This is a genomic window from Pseudomonas sp. TE6288 (genome assembly GCF_054062095.1).
The window spans coordinates 113,751-139,647 of record NZ_JBSSEW010000013.1 but is presented as its reverse complement, the minus strand read 5'-3'; the positions used below and the strand labels follow the sequence as shown (position 1 = coordinate 139,647).

At 62.4% G+C, this 25,897-nt stretch carries 25 protein-coding genes; 14 read left to right on the top strand and 11 right to left on the bottom strand.

What is annotated here, in order from left to right; translation table 11 throughout:
• Nucleotides 1–388 precede the first annotated feature (388 nt).
• The 6 genes from ACVWY1_RS15450 (at nt 389) to hisF (ending at nt 5,340) form a co-directional block, all read left to right on the top strand.
• The gene (locus ACVWY1_RS15450) at nt 389–2,047 is read left to right on the top strand and encodes an OFA family MFS transporter (protein ID WP_277502264.1); all 1,659 of its coding nucleotides are present in this window, start codon (nt 389–391) and stop codon (nt 2,045–2,047) included.
• A 254-nt stretch (nt 2,048–2,301) separates the two neighbouring features.
• Entirely contained in the window at nt 2,302–2,895 is a 594-nt protein-coding gene (hisB, locus tag ACVWY1_RS15445) for an imidazoleglycerol-phosphate dehydratase HisB (protein WP_028688464.1), read from the top strand.
• Entirely contained in the window at nt 2,896–3,534 is a 639-nt protein-coding gene (gene hisH / locus ACVWY1_RS15440) for an imidazole glycerol phosphate synthase subunit HisH (RefSeq protein ID WP_046853802.1), read from the top strand.
• Nucleotides 3,535–3,795 carry a DUF2164 domain-containing protein gene (locus ACVWY1_RS15435; RefSeq protein ID WP_139674252.1) on the top strand — a complete coding sequence of 87 codons (261 nt, stop codon included), beginning with the start codon at nt 3,535–3,537 and terminating at the stop codon, nt 3,793–3,795.
• Between the two features lie 27 nt (nt 3,796–3,822).
• Nucleotides 3,823–4,560, top strand: a complete 738-nt coding sequence (hisA, locus tag ACVWY1_RS15430; protein ID WP_102681808.1) for a 1-(5-phosphoribosyl)-5-[(5-phosphoribosylamino)methylideneamino]imidazole-4-carboxamide isomerase — start codon at nt 3,823–3,825, stop codon at nt 4,558–4,560.
• Nucleotides 4,561–4,569: 9 nt separating this feature from the next.
• Nucleotides 4,570–5,340 carry an imidazole glycerol phosphate synthase subunit HisF gene (hisF, locus tag ACVWY1_RS15425; protein WP_023629858.1) on the top strand — a complete coding sequence of 257 codons (771 nt, stop codon included), beginning with the start codon at nt 4,570–4,572 and terminating at the stop codon, nt 5,338–5,340.
• Nucleotides 5,341–5,456: 116 nt separating this feature from the next.
• Here the strand turns inward: hisF and choV are convergent, their stop codons facing one another.
• From choV to ACVWY1_RS15410, 3 genes are all read right to left on the bottom strand, one after another.
• On the bottom strand, nt 5,457–6,635 hold the full coding sequence (choV, locus tag ACVWY1_RS15420) for a choline ABC transporter ATP-binding protein (RefSeq protein WP_102681807.1): 1,179 nt from the start codon (nt 6,633–6,635) through the stop codon (nt 5,457–5,459).
• A complete protein-coding gene (gene choW / locus ACVWY1_RS15415; RefSeq protein ID WP_172670914.1) occupies nt 6,632–7,480 on the bottom strand; it encodes a choline ABC transporter permease subunit in 849 nt (282 codons plus the stop codon). The genes choV and choW overlap by 4 nt, the downstream gene beginning before the upstream one ends.
• 81 nt (nt 7,481–7,561) lie before the next feature.
• Nucleotides 7,562–8,509 carry a choline ABC transporter substrate-binding protein gene (locus tag ACVWY1_RS15410; protein ID WP_111531993.1) on the bottom strand — a complete coding sequence of 316 codons (948 nt, stop codon included), beginning with the start codon at nt 8,507–8,509 and terminating at the stop codon, nt 7,562–7,564.
• A 444-nt stretch (nt 8,510–8,953) separates the two neighbouring features.
• On the opposite strand from ACVWY1_RS15410, the gene ACVWY1_RS15405 reads away from it, so the two are divergent.
• The 4 genes from ACVWY1_RS15405 (at nt 8,954) to ACVWY1_RS15390 (ending at nt 13,834) form a co-directional block, all read left to right on the top strand.
• The gene (locus tag ACVWY1_RS15405; RefSeq protein ID WP_277502263.1) at nt 8,954–10,330 is read left to right on the top strand and encodes an L-serine ammonia-lyase; all 1,377 of its coding nucleotides are present in this window, start codon (nt 8,954–8,956) and stop codon (nt 10,328–10,330) included.
• A gap of 389 nt (nt 10,331–10,719) precedes the next feature.
• Nucleotides 10,720–11,826 (top strand): choline metabolism transcriptional regulator GbdR, encoded by a 1,107-nt coding sequence (gbdR, locus tag ACVWY1_RS15400; protein ID WP_028688457.1) that lies wholly within the window; start codon nt 10,720–10,722, stop codon nt 11,824–11,826.
• 234 nt (nt 11,827–12,060) lie between these two features.
• Nucleotides 12,061–12,834, top strand: coding sequence for a hypothetical protein (locus tag ACVWY1_RS15395; RefSeq protein WP_457378473.1), 774 nt, complete (start codon nt 12,061–12,063; stop codon nt 12,832–12,834).
• Between the two features lie 226 nt (nt 12,835–13,060).
• Nucleotides 13,061–13,834: a hypothetical protein gene (locus tag ACVWY1_RS15390; protein WP_457378472.1), complete on the top strand. Its 774-nt coding sequence runs from the start codon at nt 13,061–13,063 to the stop codon at nt 13,832–13,834.
• 149 nt (nt 13,835–13,983) lie between these two features.
• Here the strand turns inward: ACVWY1_RS15390 and ACVWY1_RS15385 are convergent, their stop codons facing one another.
• Nucleotides 13,984–14,241, bottom strand: a complete 258-nt coding sequence (locus ACVWY1_RS15385) for a hypothetical protein (protein ID WP_277502260.1) — start codon at nt 14,239–14,241, stop codon at nt 13,984–13,986.
• A 325-nt stretch (nt 14,242–14,566) separates the two neighbouring features.
• On the opposite strand from ACVWY1_RS15385, the gene ACVWY1_RS15380 reads away from it, so the two are divergent.
• The gene (locus tag ACVWY1_RS15380) at nt 14,567–15,895 is read left to right on the top strand and encodes a hypothetical protein (protein ID WP_457378471.1); all 1,329 of its coding nucleotides are present in this window, start codon (nt 14,567–14,569) and stop codon (nt 15,893–15,895) included.
• A 279-nt stretch (nt 15,896–16,174) separates the two neighbouring features.
• On the opposite strand, the gene ACVWY1_RS15375 is transcribed toward ACVWY1_RS15380, so the two are convergent.
• The 4 genes from ACVWY1_RS15375 to choX form a co-directional block, all read right to left on the bottom strand.
• Nucleotides 16,175–16,648 (bottom strand): thioesterase family protein, encoded by a 474-nt coding sequence (locus ACVWY1_RS15375; RefSeq protein WP_277502258.1) that lies wholly within the window; start codon nt 16,646–16,648, stop codon nt 16,175–16,177.
• Nucleotides 16,649–16,658: 10 nt separating this feature from the next.
• Complete coding sequence (locus ACVWY1_RS15370; protein ID WP_277502257.1) at nt 16,659–17,624, bottom strand: L-carnitine dehydrogenase; 966 nt, start codon at nt 17,622–17,624, stop codon at nt 16,659–16,661.
• 20 nt (nt 17,625–17,644) lie between these two features.
• Nucleotides 17,645–18,529: a BKACE family enzyme gene (locus ACVWY1_RS15365; RefSeq protein WP_139674226.1), complete on the bottom strand. Its 885-nt coding sequence runs from the start codon at nt 18,527–18,529 to the stop codon at nt 17,645–17,647.
• A 123-nt stretch (nt 18,530–18,652) separates the two neighbouring features.
• A complete protein-coding gene (choX, locus tag ACVWY1_RS15360) occupies nt 18,653–19,597 on the bottom strand; it encodes a choline ABC transporter substrate-binding protein (RefSeq protein ID WP_102681800.1) in 945 nt (314 codons plus the stop codon).
• 146 nt (nt 19,598–19,743) lie between these two features.
• Between choX and ACVWY1_RS15355 the strand changes: the two genes are divergently transcribed.
• Entirely contained in the window at nt 19,744–20,691 is a 948-nt protein-coding gene (locus tag ACVWY1_RS15355) for a GlxA family transcriptional regulator (RefSeq protein WP_277502256.1), read from the top strand.
• A gap of 79 nt (nt 20,692–20,770) precedes the next feature.
• Here the strand turns inward: ACVWY1_RS15355 and ACVWY1_RS15350 are convergent, their stop codons facing one another.
• Nucleotides 20,771–21,967, bottom strand: a complete 1,197-nt coding sequence (locus ACVWY1_RS15350) for a class I SAM-dependent rRNA methyltransferase (protein WP_046853814.1) — start codon at nt 21,965–21,967, stop codon at nt 20,771–20,773.
• Between the two features lie 231 nt (nt 21,968–22,198).
• Here ACVWY1_RS15350 and ACVWY1_RS15345 point away from each other — a divergent pair, with 231 nt between their 5' ends.
• Both ACVWY1_RS15345 and mutM read left to right on the top strand, forming a co-directional pair.
• Nucleotides 22,199–23,017, top strand: a complete 819-nt coding sequence (locus ACVWY1_RS15345) for an HDOD domain-containing protein (protein ID WP_173862409.1) — start codon at nt 22,199–22,201, stop codon at nt 23,015–23,017.
• A 3-nt stretch (nt 23,018–23,020) separates the two neighbouring features.
• Nucleotides 23,021–23,833, top strand: a complete 813-nt coding sequence (mutM, locus tag ACVWY1_RS15340) for a bifunctional DNA-formamidopyrimidine glycosylase/DNA-(apurinic or apyrimidinic site) lyase (protein ID WP_023631621.1) — start codon at nt 23,021–23,023, stop codon at nt 23,831–23,833.
• Between the two features lie 117 nt (nt 23,834–23,950).
• On the opposite strand, the gene ggt is transcribed toward mutM, so the two are convergent.
• Nucleotides 23,951–25,633, bottom strand: a complete 1,683-nt coding sequence (gene ggt / locus ACVWY1_RS15335) for a gamma-glutamyltransferase (protein ID WP_457378470.1) — start codon at nt 25,631–25,633, stop codon at nt 23,951–23,953.
• Nucleotides 25,633–25,884 carry a YfhL family 4Fe-4S dicluster ferredoxin gene (locus ACVWY1_RS15330; RefSeq protein ID WP_011531711.1) on the bottom strand — a complete coding sequence of 84 codons (252 nt, stop codon included), beginning with the start codon at nt 25,882–25,884 and terminating at the stop codon, nt 25,633–25,635. The genes ggt and ACVWY1_RS15330 overlap by 1 nt, the downstream gene beginning before the upstream one ends.
• Nucleotides 25,885–25,897 lie beyond the last annotated feature (13 nt).

The following is a 25,897-nucleotide window of genomic DNA, read 5'->3' as shown; positions in this document are numbered from 1 at the left end:
CGAGTCCTTGTAGTCCGATTATGAATTTCAGCGGCGAGTATAGCGCCGTGGGTATAGGCACTGCTTATCCGACATTTCGACAATTGGATTGACGGCAGTTCATTTGTTGCCTGCTCTGGCCTCATCGCGGTGCGCCGATGCGACTTGCCCTGCGATGAGGCCAGAACAGGCGGCACAACCTCACCTGAATACGCGAAATACCGATTCAGCTGACGAAAAAAACACGATATCAGATTGCTTCCATGTCACCCGCTGCTGGTAATCTTGCGCCCGCCCGTGGCGCCCCGCGACCCATTGTCGCGGGTGATGCCTGAACCGGCCGGGCTGCCTTGCGTGCAGCCATACAGAGCCGTCCACGCGCACAGCCCACCTACAAAAGGATCAATCCATGAACAGCAGTATCACGGCGGGAGCGGCGGCGAGCACGCCGGGCTTCCTGTCGAAGGAGCGCATCATCGCCCGCCCGGGCTTCAACCGCTGGCTGGTACCGCCGGCGGCCCTGGCCATTCACCTGTGCATCGGCATGGCCTATGGCTTCTCGGTTTTCTGGCTGCCGCTGTCCCAGGCCCTGGGTGTCAGCGCTCCGGTGGCCTGCGCCGCCGACATGGGCTTCGTCGCCCGCCTGTTCAGCGCCGAGTGCGACTGGCCGATCTCCATGCTCAGCTGGATCTACACCCTGTTCTTCGTGTTCCTCGGCTGCTCTGCCGCGGTGCTCGGCGGCTGGCTGGAGCACGCCGGCCCGCGCAAGGCCGGCCTGGTCTCGGCACTGTGTTGGTGCGGCGGGTTGCTGATCTCGGCGATTGGCGTGAAGACCCACCAACTGTGGCTGATGTGGCTGGGTTCGGGGGTGATCGGCGGGATCGGCCTGGGCCTGGGCTACATTTCGCCGGTCTCGACCCTGATCAAGTGGTTCCCGGACAAGCGCGGCATGGCAACCGGCATGGCGATCATGGGCTTTGGTGGAGGTGCCATGGTGGGCGCTCCTCTGGCCACCGCGCTCATGGGCCACTTCGGCAGCGCGACCGAGGTGGGTGTATGGCAGAGTTTTGTCGCCATGGCCGCGATCTACTTCGTGTTCATGACTGCGGGCGCCCTGGCCTACCGCGTGCCGCCGACCGGCTGGAAGCCCGAAGGCTGGACACCGCCGGCGAAGAAAGCCAACGCCATGGTTACCGACCGTCACGTGCATGTGAGCGTGGCCTGGAAAACCCCGCAGTTCGCCCTGGTGTGGCTGGTGCTGTGCCTGAACGTCTCGGCCGGTATCGGCATTCTCGGCATGGCTTCGCCACTGCTGCAGGAAGTGTTCGCCGGCAAGTTGCTGGGCAACGAGCTGACCTTCAGTGAGCTGAATGCCGCGCAGCTGGCGCAGATTGCCGCGATCGCCGCCGGTTTCACCGGTCTGCTGAGCCTGTTCAACATCGGTGGGCGCTTCTTCTGGGCGTCGTTCTCCGACTACATCGGCCGCAAGAACACCTACTTCGCCTTCTTCGCCCTGGGCGTGGGCCTCTACAGCCTGGTGCCGAACATGGGCCACATCGGCAACGTGGCGCTGTTCGTGGCGGCGTTCTGCATCATCCTGTCGATGTACGGCGGCGGTTTCGCCACCGTGCCGGCGTACCTGGCCGACCTGTTCGGCACGCAGATGGTCGGTGCCATCCATGGTCGCCTGCTGACTGCCTGGGCGGCGGCCGGCGTGCTCGGCCCGGTGCTGATCACCTACCTGCGCGAGGCGCAGCTGGCGGCGGGCGTGGAGCGGGCCGCGGCCTACGACATGACCCTGTACATCCTGGCCGGCCTGCTGGTGCTGGGCTTTATCTGCAACATGCTGGTGCGCCCGGTGGCGGACAAGTACTTCATGACCGACACCGAACTGGCGGCCGAGCGCGCGCTGAGCCATGACAAGGGCGCCGATTCCGCGCGTTCGCTGGAGTGGCACGCGGCGCCGGGCAGCCTGCCGCTGGTGCTGGTGGCCTGGGCGGTGGTGGTGATTCCGCTGGCCTGGGGGGTGTGGATCACCCTGCAGAAGACTGCGGTGCTGTTTCATTGATGGATGACACGGCTGGCTGACTGGCTGGCTTCAAAGGCCCTGTCGCGGGGCAAGTCGCATCGGCGCACCGCCGCTCCCACGCCGATGCGACTTGCCCCGCGATGGGTTCAACAGAAAAATCTGCTTGTATAGACCTGTAGGTCTCTCCCACCCCCGTAATTACTAGTCCTGCCATATGTCATCCGCGTTTCAAGCCGGCGCGTTCTGGGCCTATAATGGAGCCCTTTTCGCCCAATGATTTTGCGGAGCTGGTGATGGTCGAACGTAAGGCTTCCGTCGAGCGCAATACCCTGGAAACCCAGGTCAAGTGCTCGATCAACCTCGATGGCAGCGGCAAGGCCCGATTCGAAATCGGTGTGCCTTTCCTTGAACACATGCTCGACCAGATCGCCCGGCATGGGCTGATCGACCTGGATATCGAGTGCAAGGGCGACCTGCATATCGACGACCACCATACCGTCGAGGACGTCGGCATCACCCTGGGCATGGCGTTCGCCCAGGCCATCGGCGACAAGAAAGGCATCTTCCGCTACGGCCATGCCTATGTGCCGCTGGACGAGGCCCTGTCGCGGGTGGTCATCGACTTCTCCGGCCGTCCGGGCCTGCAGATGCATGTGCCGTATACCCGTGCCACCGTGGGCGGCTTCGATGTCGACCTGTTCCAGGAGTTCTTCCAGGGCTTCGTCAACCATGCCCTGGTGACGCTGCATATCGACAACCTGCGTGGCCACAACACCCACCACCAGATCGAGACCGTGTTCAAGGCGTTCGGCCGCGCGCTGCGCATGGCCGTTACTCTCGACGAGCGCATGGCCGGGCAGATGCCTTCCACCAAAGGGTGCCTGTAAATGCAGACGGTAGCCGTGATCGACTATGGCATGGGCAACCTGCACTCGGTGGCCAAGGCCCTGGAGCATGTGGGCGCCGGCAAGGTATTGGTGACCAGCGATGCCGCGGTGATTCGTGAAGCCGACCGCGTGGTGTTCCCAGGCGTCGGCGCGATCCGCGACTGCATGGCCGAGATTCGCCGCCTGGGCTTCGACAGCCTGGTGCGCGAAGTCAGCCAGGACCGCCCGTTTCTCGGCATCTGCGTAGGCATGCAGGCGCTCCTCGAGCGCAGCGAGGAGAACGACGGTGTCGACTGCATCGGCCTGTTCCCAGGCCAGGTGCGCTTCTTCGGTAAAGACCTGAAGGAAGACGGCGAGCATCTGAAGGTGCCGCACATGGGCTGGAACGAAGTCGGCCAGACCATCGACCACCCGCTGTGGCATGACATTCCCGACCGTGCGCGTTTCTACTTCGTGCACAGCTACTTCATCGAAGCCGGCAAGCCGGGCCAGGTGGTCGGGCGCGGCCACTACGGCGTCGATTTCGCCGCGGCGCTGGCCGAAGGCTCGCGTTTCGCCGTGCAGTTCCACCCGGAGAAGAGCCATACCCATGGCCTGCAACTGTTGCAGAACTTCGTCGCCTGGGACGGGCGCTGGTAAATGAGCAGGTCGCGGACCAAGGCGCCAGTCATCACCCTGGCCCCGGAGCAAGAGCGCGAGGCGCTTGATACGCTCAAGCGCTTTCTCGAAGACCGCTTCGAGCTGGAGCTGGGGTCGTTCGAGGTGGCCGAGGTCCTCGAGTTGTTCAGCAAAGAGATTGCACCGCACTACTACAACAGGGCGATTGCCGATGTTCAGCTGCACCTCAAGGAGCGGTTCGAGAGCATCGAAAGCGACCTGTGGGCGCTCGAGAAGCCCTGAATTCCAACGATTAGACAGGTTGCCAAGATGCTGATTATCCCCGCTATCGATCTGAAGGACGGCGCTTGCGTGCGCCTGCGCCAGGGCCGCATGGAAGACTCCACGGTATTCTCCGACGACCCGGTGAGCATGGCCGCCAAGTGGGTCGAGGGTGGTTGCCGCCGCCTGCACCTGGTCGACCTCAACGGCGCCTTCGAAGGCCAACCGGTCAACGGTGAAGTGGTCACCGCCATCGCCAGGCGCTACCCGAACCTGCCGATCCAGATCGGCGGTGGCATCCGTTCGCTGGAAACCATCGAGCACTATGTCAAGGCTGGCGTCAGCCACGTGATCATCGGCACCAAGGCAGTCAAGCAGCCGGAGTTCGTTGCCGAGGCGTGCAAGGCCTTCCCGGGCAAGATCATCGTTGGCCTGGACGCCAAGGACGGCTTCGTCGCCACCGACGGCTGGGCCGAAGTGAGCAGCGTGCAGGTCATCGACCTGGCCAAGCGTTTCGAGGCCGATGGCGTCTCGTCGATCGTCTACACCGACATTGCCAAGGACGGCATGATGCAGGGCTGCAACGTGCCCTTCACCAAGGCCCTGGCCGAAGCCACGCGCATTCCGGTGATCGCCTCGGGCGGCATCCACAACCTGGGCGACATCAAGGCCCTGCTGGACGCCAAGGCTCCGGGCATTATCGGCGCCATCACCGGCCGTGCCATCTACGAAGGCACCCTCGACGTCGCCGAGGCCCAGGCCTTCTGCGACAACTACCAAGGCTGAGGAGCGACCATGGCACTGGCCAAGCGCATCATCCCTTGCCTGGACGTGGACAACGGCCGGGTGGTCAAGGGCGTCAAGTTCGAGAACATCCGCGATGCCGGCGACCCGGTGGAGATCGCCCGGCGCTACGACGAACAGGGCGCCGACGAGATCACCTTCCTCGACATCACCGCCAGCGTCGATGGCCGTGACACCACCCTGCATACCGTCGAGCGCATGGCCAGCCAGGTGTTCATCCCGCTGACCGTGGGCGGTGGCGTGCGCACCGTGCAGGACATCCGCAACCTGCTCAACGCCGGTGCCGACAAGGTGTCGATCAACACCGCCGCGGTGTTCAACCCGGAGTTCGTCGGCGAGGCGGCTGACCGTTTCGGTTCGCAGTGCATCGTGGTTGCCATCGACGCCAAGAAAGTCTCTGGCCCCGGTGAAACGCCGCGCTGGGAGATCTTCACCCATGGCGGGCGCAAGCCCACCGGGCTGGATGCGGTGGAGTGGGCGAAGAAGATGGAAGGCCTGGGGGCTGGCGAGATCCTGCTGACCAGCATGGACCAGGACGGCATGAAGAATGGCTTCGACCTGGGCGTGACCCGCGCCATCAGCGATGCGCTGGGGATTCCGGTGATTGCTTCCGGTGGCGTGGGTAACCTGCAGCACCTGGCCGACGGCATCCTGGAAGGGCATGCCAGCGCGGTGCTGGCGGCGAGCATCTTCCACTTCGGCGAGTACACGGTGCCGGAAGCCAAGGCCTACATGGCTTCGCGGGGGATCGTCGTACGCTGAACCACTGATTGGGGCTGCGTTGCAGCCCATCGCGGCTGAAGCCGCTCCTACAAGGATTACACGTTTCCTGTAGGAGCGGCTTCAGCCGCGATGGCCGCAAGGCGGCCCCAGTTAAATCACCCGTGATTCTTGCCGAGCAACGCGTGATACAACTCGGTATCCCCGAGTATCCCCACCACCTTGTCGTTATCCTGCAGCACCAGCTTGTTGCCGGTCTGGTAACGAATCTGCAGCGCTTCGCGCATGCCGATATCGGCGTGTACCACGGTTGGCCTGCGCTCCAGCAAGCCGACGTCCTGCCCCGGCGCCCAGTTCTGCATGTCCAGGCCATTCTGGCCCTGGCGTGCGCGCTTGAGCGAACCGCCTTCGCCAAGGTCCAGCCATGAGTCGATGCCCGGGTCCAGGCACACCGAACCGTTGACTCGCCGGCAATTGTCCAGGCTGCGCATCAGGCTGCGGCCACACAGCACGTTGAGCGGGTTGGTGTGGGCGACGAAGGTGCGCACGTACTCGTCGGCCGGGTTGAGCACGATCTCTTCCGGCTTGCTGTACTGGATGATGCGCCCGTCCTTCATGATGGCGATGCGGCTGCCCAGTTTCAGCGCCTCGTCCAGGTCATGACTGACGAACACGATGGTCTTGCTGAGTTTGCTCTGCAGGGCCAGCAGTTCGTCCTGCAGGCCCTGGCGGATCAGCGGATCGAGGGCCGAGAACGGCTCGTCCATCAGCAGGATATCGGCGTCCATCGCCAGCGCCCGGGCCAGCCCCACGCGCTGCTGCATGCCACCGGAGAGTTCGTCCGGTTTCTTGTTGCGCCACTGGGTCAGGCCCACCAGTTCGAGCTTTTCATCCACCAGCTTGCGCCGTTCCTTCTCCGGCCGGCCCTGCATCTCCAGGCCGAAGCTGATGTTCTCGCGCACCGTCAGCCAGGGCATCAGGGCAAACTTCTGGAACACCATGGCGATGCGCTTGGTGCGCATCATCTTCAGCTCTGCCGGGGTGCAGTGGGCGATATCGATGTGCTTGCCTTCGTGCTCGACGAACAGCTTGCCGCGGCTCACGGTGTTGAGGCCGTTGATGCAGCGCAGCAGGCTGGATTTGCCCGAGCCGGACAGGCCCATGAGCACGCATATCTCGCCCTTGTTGATGTCCAGGTTGGCCTTTTCGACGCCGACCACCAGGCCCGTCTGCTTGAGAATCTGCTCGCGGGTCTGGCCTTGGTCGAGCAGGGCCAGCGCCTCGCGCGGCTTGCTGGAGAAAATGACGTCGACGTCTTCGAAACGAATGATGCTCATGCCTCACCCCTTACCGGCAGCTCCGGTTGCTTGCAGATACGGTCGAGCATGATCGCCAGCAGCACGATGGCCAGGCCCGCTTCGAAGCCCAGGGAGATATCGGCGGTGTTCAGTGCGTTGACCACGGGTTTGCCCAGGCCGTCGGCGCCGACCAGGGCGGCAATCACCACCATCGACAGCGACAGCATGATGCATTGCGTCACCCCGGCAGCGATGCTCGGCATGGCGTGTGGCAGTTCGATGCGGGTCAACAATTGGCGACGCGAGCAACCGAAGGCCTTGCCGGCGTCCATCAGCTCCTGCGGCACGTCGCAGATGCCCAGATAAGTGAGGCGGATGGGCGCTGCGATGGCGAACACCACGGTGGAGATCAGCCCCGGCACCACGCCCAGGCCAAACAGGGTCAGGGTCGGGATCAGGTAGACGAAGGTGGGCACGGTCTGCATCAGGTCCAGCACCGGGCGCATGGCGGTGTAGAACATCGGCTTGTGCGCGGCGGCGATGCCCAGCGGCACGCCGATGACCACGCAGACCACCGTGGCGAAGGTAACCTGCGCCAGGGTTTCCATGGTTTCCTGCCAGTAGCCCAGGTTGAGGATCAGCAGGAACGAAAGGGCGACGAAGACGGTGAGCGCCCACTTGCGCTGTATCAGGTGCGCGAGGCCGGCGAACAGGGCGATGAGCACGAATGGGTTGAACCAGGTCAGGGCGCTGGTGACCCCATGGATCATGAATTCCAGGCCTGCGGCGATGGCGTCGAAGTAGCTGGCGCCATTCTGGGTCAACCATTCGACGAATGAGGCGATGTACTGCCCCAGGGGTATTTTCTGATCGATAAGCATGATAGCGAGCTTCCACCTGCAAAGATTGAAATCAGTCCGGGGTGGGCACGGTCCCACCCCGCGGTGTTGCCATGGCGTCTTGCGTTATTGCGTCAGTTTGGCCTTGGCCGCCTCAAGGCCGGGTTTGCCGTCCACGGTGGTCACGCCGGCGAGCCAGGCGTCGAGCTTGCCGGGGTTGTCCTTCAGCCATTTTTTCGCGGCCGCCTCGGGCTTCATCTTGTCGTCCAGGACATAGCCCATCATGGTGCTTTCATCCTTGAGCTCGAACGACAGGTTCTTCAACAGCTGGCCAACGTTGCTGCACTCCTGTGCATAGCCCTTGCGGGTGTTGGTCAGCACGGTGGCCTTGCCGAAGTCGGGACCGAAGTAGGCATCCCCACCGGTCAGGTACTGCATCTTGAAGCGGGTGTTCATCGGGTGCGGTTCCCAGCCGAGGAAGACGATCGCGTCTTCACGCTTCTGCGCCCGGTCGACCTGCGCCAGCATGCCCGCCTCACTGGACTGCACGATCTGGAAACCGGCGTCCTTCAGGCCGAAGGCGTTGTCGTCGATCATCTTCTGGATGGTGCGGTTGCCATCGTTGCCCGGTTCGATGCCGTAGATCTTGCCCTTGAGCTCCTGCTTGAACTTGGGAATGTCGGCGAAGTCCTTCAGGCCCTTGTCATACAAGGCCTGGGGCACGGCCAGCGTGTACTTGGCATTTTCCAGGTTGGCGCGCACGGTCTCGACGGTGCCGGCATCGCGGTACTGCTTGATGTCGTTCTCCATGGTCGGCATCCAGTTGCCGAGAAACACGTCCAGGTCCTTGCCGGTGGCCAGCGACTTGTAGGTCACCGGTACCGAGATCATGGTGGTGTGGGTCTTGTAGCCCAGGGCTTCGAGCACGACGCTGGTGGTCGCGGTGGTGACCGTGATGTCGGTCCAGCCGACATCGGAGAACCGTACCGTCTGGCACTGCTCGGGTTCGGCGGCCTGGGCCAACAGCGGAGCGGACAGCAACGCGACCAGCAACAGCGAGGGTGAACCTTTCATGGATGGACTCCTGTGATTTTATCTTCGGGTTCGCGTGGGCCGCCGGGCGTTCTCAGGGCTCCGGTCGACCAGGCCTGCAGAGGGCAGGATGCGAGGCCGTGCAATACGAGTCGCTTTCGATAATCCTCCAGCGTTCGGCAATCGCCTACTGGTGGCGTCGTATCCAGTACAGGACGGGTCGTATCCAGTACGGACGATGTCGCAACTGGATTTTTCCACCCCCATACCTCGGTTTTTGCGTCGTCCCGCCGCTGGAAAACGGCGCACGAAAGGCCCGTGCAGCGGCGGCGCTGCTGGACAAAAGTACGTCGGTTGCAGACGGCGAAGGGCTGGGCAAAAGCCCGATGATGCGAGCATTCAAGGCGGCTCGACTGTTTCAGCCTAGCAGTTGCTCCGCCCTGCGCCTGGCGCGCAGAGACAAGCCCAGCAAGAGGTGATTCGACAATGGCCATCAGCGTGTTCGACCTGTTCAAGATCGGTGTCGGGCCTTCCAGCTCCCACACCGTCGGCCCCATGCGCGCCGGCGCGCTGTTCGTCCAGGGGCTGCGCGAGCGCGGCGAGCTGGAGCAGGTGCGGCGTATCGAAGTGAGGCTGTATGGATCGCTGTCGGCCACCGGCGTCGGCCACGGCACCGACAATGCCACGATCATGGGCCTGATGGGCGAATGGCCGGACGCCATCGATCCCAGCCAGATCACCCCACGCATCGCCGACCTGCGCGAAACCAACGTGCTCAAGCTCGACAGTCGCCTGCCCATCGAGTTCGTCTGGGCCCGCGACATGCTGCTGCTGGACGAGAACCTGCCGTACCACCCCAATGCCATGACGCTGATTGCCGAAGGCGAGGCGGGCGAGTTGCACCGCGACACCTATTACTCGGTGGGTGGAGGCTTCGTGGTCGATGCCGCCCAGGCCGCCAGCGGCGTGCTGGACGCCGACCAGACCGTGCTGCCCTACGACTTCGACAGCGCCGCCGAACTGCTGCGCCTGTGCAAGCAAAACGACCTGCGCGTGTCGCAATTGATGCTGGAGAATGAAAAGGTTTGGCGCAGCGAAGCCGAGATCCGCGCCGGCCTGCTCAAGCTCTGGCAAGCCATGCAGGAGTGTGTGAACAACGGCCTCAAGCATGAAGGCATCCTGCCCGGCGGGCTCAATGTGCGTCGCCGCGCCGCCCGGCTGCACCGCAGCCTGCAGGAGCTGGGCAAGCCCAACGTGATCGGCTCGACCATGAGCGCCATGGAGTGGGTCAACCTGTTCGCCCTGGCGGTCAACGAAGAGAACGCCGCCGGCGGGCGCATGGTCACCGCGCCTACCAACGGCGCGGCGGGGATCATCCCGGCGGTGTTGCACTACTACATGCGTTTCTCCGACGCGGTGGACGAGTCCAATGTGGTGGACTTCTTCCTCGGCGCGGCGGCGGTGGGCATCCTGTGCAAGAAGAACGCCTCGATCTCCGGCGCCGAGGTTGGTTGCCAGGGCGAGGTCGGCTCGGCTTGCGCCATGGCCGCCGCAGGCTTGGCCGATGTCCTCGGCGCCACCCCGGCGCAGTTGGAAAACGCCGCCGAGATCGCCCTGGAACATAACCTCGGCCTGACCTGCGACCCGGTTGGTGGCCTGGTGCAGGTCCCGTGCATCGAGCGCAACGCAATCGCTGCGGTAAAGGCGATCAATGCCGTGCAGATGGCCCTGCGCGGTGATGGCGAACATTTCATCTCGTTGGACCAGGTGATCCGCACCATGCGCGACACCGGCGCCGACATGCACGACAAGTACAAGGAAACCTCCCGCGGAGGCCTGGCGGTCAGCGTCATCGAATGCTGATGCGCCGTTCTGGCCCGCGCGTGACCGATGCGCCACATTCTGGCGCATTGGTTGTCATCTACCGGCCGTCGCCTGTCGTTACCAGCAGGACCGTTGTCGGTGACACTTAAGTCTGTCGCATCTGGGCAAGCTTCCCACAAGTGCTACCGATTTGCTCAGGGGTGACGCGCAGAGGCGCTGGCTCGCCTGTTTGCGTTTGACGCAAGGCTGATTGCCCAGGCCGCTGGAAGGCGCATGCCGACGTCGCTTTTGGGTTTTATTGGATGGGCGTTCAAATTCAGGCATGCCATTTGCGTTGAGATTGGCAAAGCCCCTGCATACGAAACGGGGCCATTACAAGAACAGTGCTCGCCTGAGGCACACCCTGCATTGTGTGAGGAGAAATCGCGATGACGTCGTACACCTCCGGGACCCCAACCCAGAACCGCACAGCACCCCAGTCCATCGGCTTTCTCCTGCTGGACAACTTCACCCTCATTTCCCTGGCGTCGGCGGTCGAACCGCTGCGCATGGCCAACCAGCTGTCCGGGCGCGAGCTGTATCGCTGGCACACCCTGACCGTCGACGGTGGCCAGGTGTGGGCCAGCGACGGCCTGCAGATTACCCCCGACGCGGCCATGCACAGTGCCCCGCCGATAGACACCGTGATCGTTTGCGGTGGCGTCGGCATCCAGCGCACCGTCACCCGTGAGCACGTCACCTGGCTGCAAGCCCAGGCCCGCCAGTCGCGTCGCCTTGGCGCGGTGTGTACCGGCAGCTGGGCGTTGGCCTGCGCCGGGTTGCTCGACGGCTTCGATTGCAGCGTGCACTGGGAATGCCTGGCGGCGATGCAGGAGGCCTACCCGCGGGTGAACATGAGCACCCGCCTGTTCACCCTCGACCGCAACCGCTTCACCAGCTCCGGCGGCACCGCGCCGCTGGACATGATGCTGCACCTGATCAGCCGCGATCACGGCCGCGAGCTGTCGGCGGCGATCTCCGAGATGTTCGTCTACGAGCGCATCCGTAACGAGCAGGACCACCAGCGCGTGCCGCTCAAGCACATGCTCGGCACCAACCAGCCGAAGTTGCAGGAAATCGTCGCGCTGATGGAAGCCAACCTCGAGGAGCCGATCGACCTCGACGAGCTGGCGGTCTATGTGGCGGTGTCGCGGCGCCAGCTCGAGCGCCTGTTCCAGAAGTACCTGCACTGCTCGCCGTCGCGCTACTACCTCAAGCTGCGGCTGATCCGCGCCCGGCAACTGCTCAAGCAGACGCCGATGTCGATCATTGAGGTGGCTTCGGTGTGCGGCTTCGTCTCCACGCCGCACTTCTCCAAGTGCTACCGCGAGTATTTCGGCATTCCACCGCGTGACGAGCGGGTGGGTTCGAACACAACCCAGCAAGTGGCGATGATGCCGATCCCGCAGGCCATGGCGCTGTCGCCGCATAGCGGGCCGATGGCGGCGCTGAGCCAGGCGCGCAATGAGTCGACCTTTGCCAGTGTGAGGCTCTGAACCCCGCGTTTTCGATGCGGGATAGCTGCAACCAAGCGCTTTCAATAGCGTAGTTGATTACTCTTCAGCCTGGTCGCTCATTGCGACCAGGCTTTTTTATGAGCTACACCTGATATTTCTACTAGTTGTTGATATCTATTTGCGGGCGAATAATGTCTGTGGCGAGTGTCCGAGTAACACTCCTAGTCCGGTAGTCTGAATTTTTTGTATTGTATTTGAGCGAGGTGAAGAAATATGAAAGGAAGATATTATTGCATTGCCTCAATTCTTGCGCTGGGTAACTTCATGATAGAGGCGGCGGCTGCGTCGGAGCCGTTAGCCGATAAAGAAGCGTACAACACAGTAGCGGTGACAGCATATAGGTCTAACTATATGCAAGGTGAAAGATGTACTGTTACTGCGCAACAGGCTTATAAAGTAGAGATGTGTGATGCCGCAAAAAATAAAGAGATCCGATCATTGATGCTTACACAGCTTCCTAATAGCACTATGACACTCTGCTTGACGACTGAATCAAATGAAAACGCACTGTGCATAACAGGTTCGCGCAATGGTAAGGAATTCCAGAGTAGGGAGCTTCTTACGCTGTATCCACTAAACCAAGTTAATCTCCAGCCTTATAGGGTCTCGTCGTATAATGCGGGTTTGTATGACAAGGTCGCTTATGTGACTTACTCGGCTGTAAGGGCCGCCACGGTAAGTATATATCCGCGGGTAGGTAGTTCGCCTCTTTGCAACTTCGCTGTTAACGAAGGAGGCGAGGTTGATGTCAGGGCAATGTGCCCTGGGACAGATTTTTCAAAGACGGATCTTCGCGTGTGGATCTCCGAAAGACCTGGAGCTAGAAAGTTATGTTTTGAAGGGGCGGCTAGTTCTGATAGTGCTTGCTACAGTACTACTAGATCGGAATTTGAGGTGCCGGAGCTGGGCGGGCCCGCCCGTGGCGAGGGGGTGAAGCTTGAGACGAAAGGGGATGTCAGAGGTAAACTGCAGAAGGTGAAGTTCTAGGCTCTGTATGAGAGAGATGTTGCAAACACTGCATGGTACGTGCCAGTGAGACCATGTTGGCGTAGCTTTTCGCGATTTTGTCGAGGCATTTCACGTTCAGGGGGCTCCCTTTCAGCTAGCCAAGCATGTGCTCGAGAATGCGCTGAGGCTCTTTGGACCGATCAATTTGTCTGGGTAAGTCAGATTGCGCTTTGCTTTGTCGAGCGCAGAGTGAAGAGAGGTGACTATGAAGTCCAATAAAATCATGGCGATGGTCGGGGCTATCTTGTGCATGGCGTCATCCGCTTTATGGGGCGCACAGCCCGGTGTCAAAGGCGAGTATGACTTCATTATGCAATTTAGACTGTTTGACGGTGATCAGAAGGAGCTTTGCAAAGTCAAATACTGGGAACTCGGTGAAGCGAAACCTTGCACATGGTCTGGTAACCCTGCTCAGTGGCTGGAGCTCTTTGCTGGCACTGATGATCGGGCCTCTAGTTTCGGTCGCGTGTGTGGAAAAAAACCTACAGGAGAAAGCCTGTTTTGCGTGATATTTGACCTGACTGGGGACGGTTATGGTGCTACGGGTCTTCTCTATCTCATTGAACAGGATGAAAGATCTAGCGTGGCTTTTTATCAGTATCAGCCTTCTCCCTACCCGGAAGTCGAATTGACCTATGAATCTGGGGCAATGTTCGTTGATTTGTATTCTCTCCCGAATTTGCAAGGAAATAAACTGTGTACGCTTGAAGTCAGGCGCGGCGCCTCCGTTCGGGCCTGTGGAGAAAGCGGTGAGCGTGCCCACTCTGCAAAAATAATCGGCCTTCCGAAAAATGGAAAGGCCTGTTTTCGAGCAGTGAAGGACGAGGCCAACCGGTGCTATGAGGGCGTTCGACACGACCATGGCGTCTATACACTTTCTATTCCGGACCTGAATAGCAAGACCGTGCCTAGGGCAGAAGTAACAAGTAAAGGTGATGTATTAGCAACCAAGTTGTACAGTGTTGACCTGTTGCAATAACGCTTATTTGTCGGGAACCGGCCGATTGAGCATTGCTCGGCTTGCACAGGGTCTCGACCTCGCTGCCGCTGGCGGTCTTGGAACGCCACCGTGGTACTGTGATGCCGCGGTGGGGTGAGCCCATTCAATTACGATGGCCAGTCAAAGCTTCAGGCGCGCTTGTTGAACTGCGCCAACGCCGGCAGCAACTGCTTGTCGATAGCCTGACGCACGGCCGGGAGGATGGTCGCGCTGCCGGTGTACAACTGCTCGACCATGCCCTTCAGTGCCCGCGCATTGGGCTCGGTCAGCCCGCGTATCACCACCTCGCAGGCCTGCTCGGCGCTGGCGCCGGCCGGAATGTCGAAACCCCGCGAGCGCAGTTGGCCCAGTAGGTCGTCCTGGTCGATCAAGTCCGCATGCATCATGACTAATGTCCTTCGCTGCTGTTGTTTGCCATCGATTCTGTGTCCGACGCACCAGCACGGCAAGGGCGGATTGTCGCGATGGCCGCTTTGGCTAAGAACAGGTCGTTTACGGCTAAATCGCCGAGGAAGGAAGGCCGCACACTGAAGTCATTCACGGCACCGAGGGTTTGGTCACCCTCACTGCATGCACAGTGGATGTTGCTCACTCTTGGCCCCGGATGCTCACGGCTTTCCGGGGTTGTTTTTTGGACGACCTATTAGTTCTGCTAGTTGTTGGCCGCCGTGCCTGCATCTCTAATGAGGTCATTCGAACAGGAGCAGCGGCATGGCCTCGCTATTAAGAATGATGTTAACAACGGCGTTAGCTATTTCCCTTCTTTCAGCTTGTTCCTTGACCCAGCAGACATCGGCGCCGACGGCGCGTGCGGCGCCAGCGCTTTTCGAGCTTGGGCCCACAATGGACCGTCAAGGCTGGCTTGACATGCAGCGCAAAAGAAACCTTGCAGCTTATCTAAACGACTTGCTTGATGACCCTGCGAATCAGGAGATTCGTTTGGTGACCGTTTTCCCGGAAATTGTCGGGCATGGAACTCGAATGATTTCGGTGCTACTGCCGGGTGAAAAGCAGGTGCACTATCAGCTTCGCTGGTTCGGTGGTGACAAACCGGGTAAGTCCTATTGGTATGGCGACAGGCCGTCTGATCGTAAACAACGCTTCTCGTCATCTGCGGAAGTGGACGTCGATCCATCAAGCTGGGTGTCGCTGGTTCGCTATGGCGATAAAATATTTGGAGAGATACGTGTAGACGGACAACTTTACCGGCTCGATTATGTGGGGGCAGGGCAGCAGGTATTGATAAGAGTGGACGCTTCGAAATCCGTGCAGGCCCAGACTTGTATTCGAGTAGAAGACCCTGATCCGAGCCCCTCCGCCCATCCTTTTGTACGGCAGCAGAGCGCGCGATCGACGGCAGTTAGTACTATCCGGGTAATGATGATGAGTACTGTCGAAGCCCGTGCGGGTTTTTCCCGCAGGCCCGCAGACTATCCCAGCCTGTCAGATATCATGGAAAATTATCTGATTTTTGCAAATCACCAGTTGCAGGACAGTGGTGTTGAAATAAAGTATGAATTTGCCGGGTATGTTGAAAGTATCGCCAGCGAAAAAGGCCTGACACCCAATGCGGTCTTGGACCTGATCCGTAAGGAAGACAGCGATGTGTACACTCAGATGCAGGCTGCTCGTGATAGCTTACGCGCCGATCTGGTGCTCACCGCCATTATCGACCCAACGGTGTTCGGCAGGTATTACCTAGCGGATCGTATAGAGACTGGATTCAGCACCTGGAACGTATTGGGTGATTACCTGGACATGGGGCATGTTCTGGGTCACAACATCGGCGGTGAGCATTACTGGGAACCAGGCGATCCGGATAGTTTTGACCCGCCCTATCAGCACGGCTATCTACTCCCTGGCGGCAATGCCAGAACCATAATGACGGACTATGAAGACTGCCGGGGCTGCACGAGGCTCAACTACTACTCGAGTCCGCTAAAACAGTGGCAGGGTAGGCCATTAGGCACGGCAGAGCGCCATGACGTGGTGCGTCGACTGAATGAGCGGCGGGCGGATGTTGAAAATTTTTATCCTTGATGGCTTATTTCTAAGATTCAATAGGTAGGGCGTAATAAAATTTTCAGCGCTGCAGGAGAATGCTGTGATGAAATTACTTACGAAGATTGGGCGTGTCTGCATGACCATTATTTATTCGGCAGGGCTTTATGCTGGCGAGCCGGTAAAACCGCAGGTGAGTCCGATTGCTTATAAAATATCAAAGTCGTTGGGGCACTGTACTCAGTCGACTATTTGCAGTGATCTACATATGTGACATGGCCCTCGCCAGTAAGGGAGGGCCTTTTTGCGAGCGGGTGTTCAACGTCGGGCAAGTGAGATGGACCGGCCGACAAAGTCAGGGGGAAGTTCGGAATTCTGAGTTGCCACCCATTTTTTCAGTTTGTCCTTGCAGTCATCATCAAACGGCGCCGACTTCGGCCCCGACAGGTCCACATGCAGCAACATCTGCTCACTGGCCGCCAACGCCTCGTCAGACCCCTGCCGGTGCAGGCTGTGGTACAGGTGCAGGCGCTTCCTGTCGAAGCCGATGATCCGCGTCTGCACCCATACCTCGGTATCCAGTTTCACCTCATGCAGGTAGTTGATGTGTGCCTCCAGGGTGAATAGCGAATGTCCGCTCTGGCCGCGAGCATCGGCGTCCAGGCCGATACGCTCCATCAGTGCATCGGTGGCATAGCTGAAAATCAGCAGGTAATAGGCATCGCGCAGGTGGCCGTTGTAGTCGACCCACTCGGGCAACACTCGGGTGCGGTAGGTGATCAGGGCGGGCATCGTTTTCTCCTCAGTCGCTGAAGGCCATGCCGTGCTTGGCCTTGCTGGTTTTCACCGCTTCCAGCACCGCCAGCAGGGTGTCGTCACGATAACGCTCCAGCGCAGCGATGCTGCGTTCGCCCAATTGCTCCGAGGTGCCTTCAACCACGTCGTCAATCAGCTTGTCCGTCAGTTCCGGCGCTGGCAGGTAGGTCCAGGGTAGCTTCAATGCCGGGCCGAACTGGGCCATGAAGTGGCGCATGCCGGCATCGCCTCCAGCCAGGGTGTAGGTGAGGAACGTACCCATGAACGACCAGCGCAGCCCAGCGCCAAAGCGGATCGCATCGTCGATCTCGCCGGTGCTGGCGACACCGTCGTTGACCAGGTGCAGGGCTTCGCGCCATAGCGCTTCGAGCAGTCGATCAGCGATAAAACCGGGGACCTCCTTGCGCACATGCAGCGGGCGCATGCCCAGGCTGGTGTAGATGCTTTTCGCAGCTTCGACGGCTTCAGGGCTGGTCTTGCGACCGCCGACGATTTCCACCAGTGGCAGCAGGTAGACCGGGTTGAACGGGTGCCCCACCACGCAGCGTTCGGGGTGAGTCGCTGACTCGTAGAACTCGCTGGGCAGCAGCCCCGAGGTGCTGGAGCCGATGATTGCGTCGGGCTTGGCGGCGGCGCTGATCTTCGCATGCAGGTCGAGCTTGAGGTCCAGGCGTTCGGGGGCGCTCTCCTGAATGAAATCGGCGTCGCGCACGCATTCCTCGATAGTGGCCACGAACCTCAGGCGATCCTGCGATGCGCCGGGTGCCAAGCCTTGTTTTTGCAGCGCCGGCCAGGCGTTGGCGATGCGCTTGCGCAGCGCGGCCTCGGCACCGGACGCTGGGTCCCAGGCGACCACGTCGAGGCCATGGGCCAGGGCACGGGCGACCCAGCCGCTGCCGATCACGCCGCTACCCAGTGCGGCGAAAGTCTTGATGTCGGTGATGAAAGGCATATCTGGCTCCTGCGGGGATATTAGCGACGCTTGAGGTTCATCTTTTCCCGGCCTTCGGCCGGGGTAAGCACACGGCCACCCATGCGGGTGATGATCTCGGCGGCCCGCTCGACCAGCTGGCCGTTGCTGGCCAGCACGCCACGGTCCAGGTACAGGTTGTCTTCCAGCCCGACCCGCACGTTGCCGCCAAGCAGGACTGCCTGGGCAGCCATCGGCATCTGCATGCGGCCGATGCCGAAACCGGCCCAGGTGACGTTGGCAGGCAGGTTGTCGACCATGGCCTTCATGGTGGTGGTGTCGGCCGGGGCGCCCCACGGGATGCCCAGGCACAGCTGGAACAGCGGGTCTTGCAGCAGGCCTTCCTTGATCATCTGTTTGGCGAACCACAGGTGACCGGTGTCGAAGATCTCCAGCTCGGCCTTCACGCCCAGCTCGGTGATGCGCTTGGCGCCGGCACGCAGCTGCGCCGGAGTGGAGACATAGATGGCGTTGCCATCGCCGAAGTTGAGGGTGCCGCAGTCCAGGGTGCAGATCTCCGGCAGCAGCGCTTCGACATGGGCCAGGCGCTCCAGCGGGCCGATCAGGTCGGTGCCCGGGCCGAATTCCATGGGTGATTCGCCTGGGCCGATCTCCAGGTCGCCGCCCATGCCTGCGGTGAGGTTGACGATGATGTCCACGTCGGCCTCGCGAATGCGTTCCATCACCTCGCGGTAGAGGTTGACATCGCGGCTGAAGCGGCCAGTTTGTGGATCGCGAACGTGGCAGTGGACCACCGTGGCGCCGGCCTTGGCGGCCTCGACGGCGGACTCGGCGATCTGTTTCGGCGTGACCGGGACCAGATGGCTCTTGGCGACCGTGTCGCCGGCACCGGTGAGGGCGCAGGTGATGATGACGTCGTGGTTCATTGATCAGTTCCTTGGGGTGTCTTTGCTGGCCCTATCGCCGGCAAGCCGGCTCCCACAGGGTTGCCGATGAACCCTGGTGGTGTGGACGTCCGTGGGAGCAGGCTTGCCTGCGATGAGGCCGTGTCAGTTGGCGGTGAGCTTGAGGTTGTCCGCGGCCGGTTTGCCGTCGAAGGTGGTCACCCCGTCAAGCCAGCGGGCCTTGTCCTCGGGGTGGTCCTTGAGCCACTGTCGCGCCGACTCCAGCGCGTCCTTGTGGTCGAGCAACGGCTGCATCATCCGGCTTTCGTCCTCGGCGCTGAAGCTGAGGTTGGCCAGCAGGCGATGGGCGTTGGGGCAGCGCTGGGCATAGTCCGGCGCGGTCACCGTCCACACCGTGGCACGGCCCTCGTCCGGGCCGAGGGCGTCCTGGCTGTCGCCGAGGTAGACCATGTCGATGTTCACGTTCATCGGGTGCGGCGCCCAGCCGAAGAACACCACCGCCTCCTTGCGCCGCACGGCGCGGTCGACGGCGGCGAGCATGCCGGCCTCGCTGGACTCGACCAGCTGGAACTTGCCGAGGTCGAACTGGTTCTTGCTGATCATCGCCTTGATCTGGGTATTGGCGCCGGAACCGGGCTCGATGCCGTAGAGCTTGCCGCCCAGCTCCTTGTGGAACTTGTGGATGTCGGCGAACGTCTTCAGGCCCTTGTCGGCCAGGTATTTCGGCACGGCGAGGGTGGCGCGGGCGTCTTCCAGACTGGGCTTGTCGAGCACCTTCACCTGGCCGGCCTGGACGAACGGGGTGATGGTCTGGGTCATGATCGGGTTCCAGTACCCGAGGAACATGTCCAGGCGCTTGTCGCGGATGCCGGCGAAGATGATCTGCTGCGAGGCGCTGGTCTGCTTGGTCTGGTAACCCAGGCCGTCGAGCAGCACCTGGGCCATGGCGCTGGTGGCGATCACATCGGTCCAGTTGACCACGCCCAGGCGCACATCCTTGCAGGCGGCGGGTTCGGCGGCGAAAAGCGGCGTGGCTACGGTAGTGCTGAGCGCGAGGGACAACAGGCTGCGGCGGATAAAGCGATGCATGGTGGCTCTCCATCGGCAGTGCGTATTGTTATCGGATCCGGCCTCTGCGGGCCGTGAGAACACGCTACGCTGGCAGCAGGGTGGAAAATCGCACCCTGGCGACCAACACTTGCACGGAGGCGACCACCTTTACCGCGGAGCACGCGATGCTGCAAACCATAGACTTCCTGTTGCTGCCAGGCTTCTCCGCCATGGGCTTCATCAGTGCCATCGAGCCGCTGCGCGTGGCCAATCGCTTCCGCGGCCCGCTGTACCGTTGGCGTGTGCTGAGCCTGGACGGGGGGGCGGTGCAGGCCAGCAATGGCATGTCGGTGAATGCCGACGGTGCGCTGGGGGAGGGTGAACACGGGCGCCTGCTGTTGCTGGTGGCCGGTTTCGAGCCACTGGCGTGCTATGGGTTGAAGTTGCAGCACATGCTGCGTCGTCTCGACCACGAGGGCGTGGTGCTGGGCGGGATCGACACGGGCGCCATGGTACTGGCCGAGGCCGGCCTGCTCGATGGTCACCGGGCCACCCTGCATTGGGAAGCACTGGAGGCGTTCAAGGAACGTTATCCACGCCTGCAGGCGACCCAGGAGCTGTTCGAGATCGACCGCCGACGCATCACCTGCGCCGGAGGCACGGCCTCCATCGACCTGATGCTCGACCTGATCGCCCAGGCCCACGGCAGCGAACTGGCGGTGCAGGTGTCCGAGCAGTTCGTGCTCGGGCGCATCCGCCCGCGTCAGGATCACCAGCGCATGGAGATTGCCACGCGCTATGGGCTGCGCAACAAGAAGCTGGTGAAGGTGATCGGCGAGATGGAGCGCAATACCGAGCTGCCACTCAACACCCAGGTGCTGGCTGATGGCGTGCAGGTGACCCGGCGGCAGCTGGAGAGGCTGTTTCGCCTGCACCTGGACGACACGCCCAGTGGCTTCTATCTGCGGCTGAGGCTGGACAAGGCACGGCAACTGCTGCGCCAGACCGACATGAGCGTACTGGAGGTGGGTGTCGCATGTGGGTTCGAATCGGCATCGTACTTCACCCGCTGTTATCGGGCACGGTTCGAGCGTTGTCCCAGGGAGGATCGGCGGCTGGCGGTGCCGTCATGACGCCTGGACCGGGTCGAGCCTCGGCAAGCCGGCTTCCACAGGTGCCGCGTAGCGCTAAACCTGTGGAAGCCGGTGCGGCTTAGCTGTTGGGCAGCAAGCGGCAGGTGATGCTCTTGATGTAGCGGGTCTCGGCGATGGCCGGGTGCACCGGGTGGTCCGGGCCCTGGCCGCCGCGCTCGAGCAGTTGCAGGTTGCGGTCCAGGTGACGGGCGCTGGTCAGCAGGATGTTGTGCAGGTCGTCCTCGGGCAGGTGCATCGAGCACGAGGCGCTGACCAGGATGCCGTCCTTGGTCAGCATGCGCATGGCCTGTTCGTTGAGACGACGGTAGGCGGCCTCGCCGTTCTTCAGGTCTTTCTTGCGTTTGATGAAGGCGGGTGGGTCGGCGATGATCACGTCGAAGCGCTCTTCAGCGGCTTTCAGCTCGCGCAGGGCTTCAAACACGTCGCCTTCGATGCAGGTCAGTTTTTCGCCGATGCCATTGAGCGCGGCATTGCGCTCTACGCCGTCGAGGGCGAAGCCCGAGGCGTCCACGCAGAACACTTCGCTGGCGCCGAACGCGCCGGCCTGCACGCCCCAGCCACCGATGTAGCTGAACAGATCGAGCACGCGCTTGCCCTTGACGTAGGGGGCCAGGCGGGCGCGGTTCATGCGGTGGTCGTAGAACCAGCCGGTCTTCTGGCCTTCACGCACCGGGGCTTCGAACTTGACGCCGTTCTCTTCCAGCGCGACCCAGTCCGGCACTTCGCCGTAGACGGTCTCGACATAACGCTCCAGGCCTTCGGCGTCGCGGGCGGCGGAGTCGTTCTTGAACAGGATGCCGCTGGGCTTGAGCACCTGCACCAGCGCGGCGATCACCTCATCCTTGTGCGCTTCCATGGTGGCCGAGGCCAGCTGGACCACGAGGATGTCGAAGAAGCGGTCGACCACCAGGCCTGGGAGCAGGTCGGAGTCGCCATACACCAGGCGGTAGCACGGCTTGTCGAACAGGCGCTCACGCAGCGACAGGGCCACGTTCAGGCGGTGTACCAGCAGCGACTTGTCCAGCGGCAGCTTGGCATCGCGCGACAGCAGGCGGGCGCAGATCAGGTTGTTCGGGCTCATGGCCACAACCCCCAGCGGCTTGCCGTTGGCAGCTTCGAGAATGGCCTGCTGGCCGGCCTTCAGGCCTTGCAGCGGGGTCGCGGCAACATCGACTTCATTGCTGTAGACCCACAGGTGGCCGGCGCGCAGGCGGCGGTCGGCATTGGCTTTGAGGCGAAGGCTGGGCAGGGACATGACGTCGCTCCGGGAAAAAAGAGCGGGATTATACCGTGTTGGCCCCAGATTCGCTGGTGGGTGCGACCAAGTGGTCTGCGCCCACGGCTAAAGAAATTCTGGGATCCAACGATCCACTGCTAGTTACCCTGCCGGCGTACAGGGTTAGAATCCCCCGTCCCCAGCGAGAATGCACGTATGTCCCAGGAACTCACCGCCGAACAGATCCAGCAAGCCCTGCAGGGCATCACCATCCCGCCACAGCCGCAGATCATGGTCGACCTGCAGTTCGAGCAGTACATGCCCGACCCGGACCTGGAGACCATCGCCAAGCTGATCGCGCAGGATCCGGGCCTGTCCGGCGCCTTGCTCAAGCTGGTCAATTCGGCGCAGTTCGGCCTGGCGAACAAGATCGGCTCGATCCAGCGCGCGGTAAACCTGCTGGGCAGCCGCTCGATCATCAACCTGATCAATGCCCAGTCGATCAAAGGCGAGATGAGCGACGAGACCATCGTCACCCTCAACCGTTTCTGGGACACCGCCCAGGACGTGGCCATGACCTGCCTCACCCTGGCCAAGCGCACCGGCATCCAGGCCGTGGACGAGGCCTACACCCTGGGCCTGTTCCACGATTGCGGCGTGCCGTTGATGCACAAGCGCTTCCCCAACTACATGGAGGTGCTGGAAGAGTCCTACGCCAAGGCCAATGACGAGATCCGCGTGGTGGACACCGAGAACCGCGTGTTCAACACCAACCATTCGGTAGTCGGCTACTTCACTGCCAAGTCCTGGCGCCTGCCGGAACACATCAGCGCGGCCATCGCCAACCACCACAACGCCCTGGCGGTGTTCCGCGACGAGTCCTCGCGCAATACCCAGACCCAACTGAAGAACCTGCTGGCGGTGCTGAAGATGTCCGAGCACATCTGTGCCTCCTACCGCGTGCTGGGCAACCAGGCCGTGGACCACGAGTGGGACGTGGTTGGCCCGCTGGTGCTGGACTACATCGGCCTGACCGAATACGACTTCGAGCAGCTCAAGCAGAATATCCGCGAACTGGGCGGGCACTGAGCCATGCCGGAACTGCCAGAGGTCGAGACCACGCGGCGCGGCATCGCGCCTCATTTGCAAGGCCAGCGGGTCAGCCGCGTGGTGGTGCGTGACCGACGCCTGCGCTGGCCGATCCCGGAAGACCTGGACGTGCGCCTGTCGGGGCAGCGCATCGTCAGTGTCGAGCGCCGTGCCAAGTACCTGCTGATCAACGCCGAGGTCGGTACCCTGATCAGCCACCTGGGCATGTCGGGCAACCTGCGCCTGGTCGAGCTGGGTTTGCCGGCGGCAAGGCACGAACATGTGGACATCGAGCTCGAGTCGGGGCTGATGCTGCGCTACACCGACCCGCGCCGCTTCGGGGCGATGCTGTGGAGCCTCGATCCACTCAATCATGAGCTGCTGATCCGCCTGGGACCTGAGCCGCTGACCGACCTGTTCGACGGTGAGCGCCTGTTCCAGCTGTCCCGGGGGCGCTCGATGGCGGTCAAGCCGTTCATCATGGACAACGCGGTGGTGGTCGGCGTGGGCAACATCTACGCCACCGAGGCCTTGTTCGCCGCCGGGATCGACCCGCGCCGCGAAGCAGGCGGGATTTCACGGGCGCGCTATCTGAAGCTGGCGATCGAGATCAAGCGAGTATTGGCGGCGGCCATCGAACAGGGCGGGACCACCTTGCGGGACTTCATCGGTGGCGATGGCCAGCCGGGCTACTTCCAGCAGGAGCTGTTCGTGTATGGGCGTCGTGGGCAGCCGTGCAAACTGTGCGGCACCGAGCTGCGCGAAGTGAAGCTGGGCCAGCGGGCGAGTGTGTTCTGCCCGAAATGCCAGCGTTGAGTTCCGAGGCCGCGTTGCGGCCTATCGCCGGCAAGCCGGCTCCCACAAGTTGAAAGCATGCTTGGCCCCTGTGGGAGCCGGCTTGCCGGCGATAGGGCCGGTACAGGCGAGAGCGGATCAGTCGACGATCGCCGCCCGCCCCACGCCCCGCGGATCACTGGCCGCCTCCACAGTCCCGCCAGCCTTGTCCCAATAAAGCACCTGCTGATTGCCGTACTGACGCCCGACATCCTTCAACCGATACCCGCGCCCTTCAAGCTCGGCCTTCTGCCGCGCACTGAACGTGCCCGGCTCATGTTCCACCACATCCGGCAGGTACTGATGGTGATAGCGCGGTGTCGCCGGCCACTCGGCCACCGGCCGGCCCTCCAGGAACCCCAGCACCGACAGCAGCACCATGCTGGGTATGCGGCTGCCGCCCGGAGTGCCAAAGGTGGCGAACTGGCTGGGGCTTTCGATGAAGGTCGGGCTCATGCTCGACAGGGGACGCTTGCCCGCCGCCACCGCATTGGCCTGGCTGCCGGCCAGGCCATAGCTGTTGCTGCCGGCTGGGTCGGCGGCGAAATCGTCCATCTCGTTGTTCAGCACCACACCAGTCCCAGGCACGCTGAACGCCGCGCCAAATGGCAGGTTGACCGACAGCGTGGCGGACACGGCGTTGCCGTCACCATCGATCACCGCGAAATGAGTGGTGTGGTCGCCTTCTCGCCAGGCCGGTGAGGGCGGCAGCGCGGTGCTGGGGGTGGCCTGGTGCACATCGATACTGTCGGCCAGCCCAGTCAGGTACTGGCGCGCCAGTAGCCGGTTGATCGGGTTGCTCACATAGTCCGGGTCGCCGAGCAGGCCGCGGTCGCGGTAGGCGCGGCGCAGCACTTCGATCACATAGTGGCTGCGTTGCACGGGCTCGGCGCTCTGCCAGGGCAGGCGCTGGAGCATGGCCAGGCTTTGTGCCAGGGCCACGCCGCCGGCCGAAGGCGGCGGGCTGCTGATCAGTTCACGCTGGTCGGCCAGTGGATAACGCAGCGGTTCACGCCACGCCGTACGGTAGCCGGCGAGGTCGTCGAGGGTCCAGATACCGCCGGCCTGGCGCACGCCTTCGACCAGGCGGCGGGCCATCGGGCCACGGTAGAAACCGTCGCGGCCCTGCTCGGCCATGGCTTGCAGGGTGGCGGCCAGTTCGGGTTGGCGGATCAGCGTGCCCAGGGCCGGCACGTCGTGGTCACTGAGGAACAGCCGTGCGCTTTCGGCATCGTCGCGCAGGGCACTCAGGCGCATGGTGGCGCGATCGCGATAGATGCGGTCGACGGCGAAGCCCTGGTTGGCCAGGCGGATGGCCGGGGCCAGGCTGTCCTTGAGCGGTAGCTTGCCGTGGGTGCTGGCGAGGTCGGCCAAGGCCTGGGGCAGGCCGGGGATCGCGGCGGCCAGCGGCCCGTTGATCGACAGGCCGGGCTGCACCTTGCCGTCCTTGAGGTACATGTCCGCACGGGCCGCGGCCGGGGCGCGTTCGCGCGCATCGAGGAAGGTATACCGTGGCGTGGCGCCGCTCTCGCGCAGCAGGAAGAAGCCGCCGCCACCCAGGCCCGAGCCATAGGGCTCGACCACGGCCAGCGTGGCGCTGATGGCCACGGCGGCGTCGAAGGCGTTGCCGCCTTGTTGCAGGATCTGTTGCGCCGCCGAGGTCGCCTCGCTGTGCGGGCTGGCGATGGCCGCACGCCCGGGGCCTTGCGCCTGGGCGGCGCACGCCAGCAGGGCCAGGCAGGCGCCTAGGGCTGCGCGCTGTAACGCGGCGACGAACGGCATCAGGCCTTGCCGGTGATCCGGCGGTACTTGGCCATCAGCTCGTCTTCGGTTTCCGGGTGGGCCTCATCCAGGGGGATGCAGTCTACCGGGCAGACCTGCTGGCACTGTGGCTCGTCGTAGTGGCCCACGCACTGGGTGCACAGGTTCGGGTCGATCACGTAGATCTCTTCGCCTTGCGAGATGGCGGCGTTCGGGCACTCGGGTTCGCAGACGTCGCAGTTGATGCAATCGTCGGTGATGATCAGGGACATGGGGACTCCGGCC

Bases quoted from the DNA above. Each gene is read 5' to 3' on its own strand.
- ACVWY1_RS15450 (WP_277502264.1), top strand. From the start codon at position 389: ATGAACAGCAGTATCACGGCGGGAGCGGCGGCGAGCACGCCGGGCTTC.
- hisB (WP_028688464.1), top strand. From the start codon at position 2,302: ATGGTCGAACGTAAGGCTTCCGTCGAGCGCAATACCCTGGAAACCCAG.
- hisH (WP_046853802.1), top strand. From the start codon at position 2,896: ATGCAGACGGTAGCCGTGATCGACTATGGCATGGGCAACCTGCACTCG.
- ACVWY1_RS15435 (WP_139674252.1), top strand. From the start codon at position 3,535: ATGAGCAGGTCGCGGACCAAGGCGCCAGTCATCACCCTGGCCCCGGAG.
- hisA (WP_102681808.1), top strand. From the start codon at position 3,823: ATGCTGATTATCCCCGCTATCGATCTGAAGGACGGCGCTTGCGTGCGC.
- hisF (WP_023629858.1), top strand. From the start codon at position 4,570: ATGGCACTGGCCAAGCGCATCATCCCTTGCCTGGACGTGGACAACGGC.
- choV (WP_102681807.1), bottom strand. From the start codon at position 6,635: ATGAGCATCATTCGTTTCGAAGACGTCGACGTCATTTTCTCCAGCAAG.
- ACVWY1_RS15410 (WP_111531993.1), bottom strand. From the start codon at position 8,509: ATGAAAGGTTCACCCTCGCTGTTGCTGGTCGCGTTGCTGTCCGCTCCG.
- ACVWY1_RS15405 (WP_277502263.1), top strand. From the start codon at position 8,954: ATGGCCATCAGCGTGTTCGACCTGTTCAAGATCGGTGTCGGGCCTTCC.
- gbdR (WP_028688457.1), top strand. From the start codon at position 10,720: ATGACGTCGTACACCTCCGGGACCCCAACCCAGAACCGCACAGCACCC.
- ACVWY1_RS15395 (WP_457378473.1), top strand. From the start codon at position 12,061: ATGAAAGGAAGATATTATTGCATTGCCTCAATTCTTGCGCTGGGTAAC.
- ACVWY1_RS15390 (WP_457378472.1), top strand. From the start codon at position 13,061: ATGAAGTCCAATAAAATCATGGCGATGGTCGGGGCTATCTTGTGCATG.
- ACVWY1_RS15385 (WP_277502260.1), bottom strand. From the start codon at position 14,241: ATGATGCATGCGGACTTGATCGACCAGGACGACCTACTGGGCCAACTG.
- ACVWY1_RS15380 (WP_457378471.1), top strand. From the start codon at position 14,567: ATGGCCTCGCTATTAAGAATGATGTTAACAACGGCGTTAGCTATTTCC.
- ACVWY1_RS15375 (WP_277502258.1), bottom strand. From the start codon at position 16,648: ATGCCCGCCCTGATCACCTACCGCACCCGAGTGTTGCCCGAGTGGGTC.
- ACVWY1_RS15370 (WP_277502257.1), bottom strand. From the start codon at position 17,624: ATGCCTTTCATCACCGACATCAAGACTTTCGCCGCACTGGGTAGCGGC.
- ACVWY1_RS15365 (WP_139674226.1), bottom strand. From the start codon at position 18,529: ATGAACCACGACGTCATCATCACCTGCGCCCTCACCGGTGCCGGCGAC.
- choX (WP_102681800.1), bottom strand. From the start codon at position 19,597: ATGCATCGCTTTATCCGCCGCAGCCTGTTGTCCCTCGCGCTCAGCACT.
- ACVWY1_RS15355 (WP_277502256.1), top strand. From the start codon at position 19,744: ATGCTGCAAACCATAGACTTCCTGTTGCTGCCAGGCTTCTCCGCCATG.
- ACVWY1_RS15350 (WP_046853814.1), bottom strand. From the start codon at position 21,967: ATGTCCCTGCCCAGCCTTCGCCTCAAAGCCAATGCCGACCGCCGCCTG.
- mutM (WP_023631621.1), top strand. From the start codon at position 23,021: ATGCCGGAACTGCCAGAGGTCGAGACCACGCGGCGCGGCATCGCGCCT.
- ggt (WP_457378470.1), bottom strand. From the start codon at position 25,633: ATGCCGTTCGTCGCCGCGTTACAGCGCGCAGCCCTAGGCGCCTGCCTG.
- ACVWY1_RS15330 (WP_011531711.1), bottom strand. From the start codon at position 25,884: ATGTCCCTGATCATCACCGACGATTGCATCAACTGCGACGTCTGCGAA.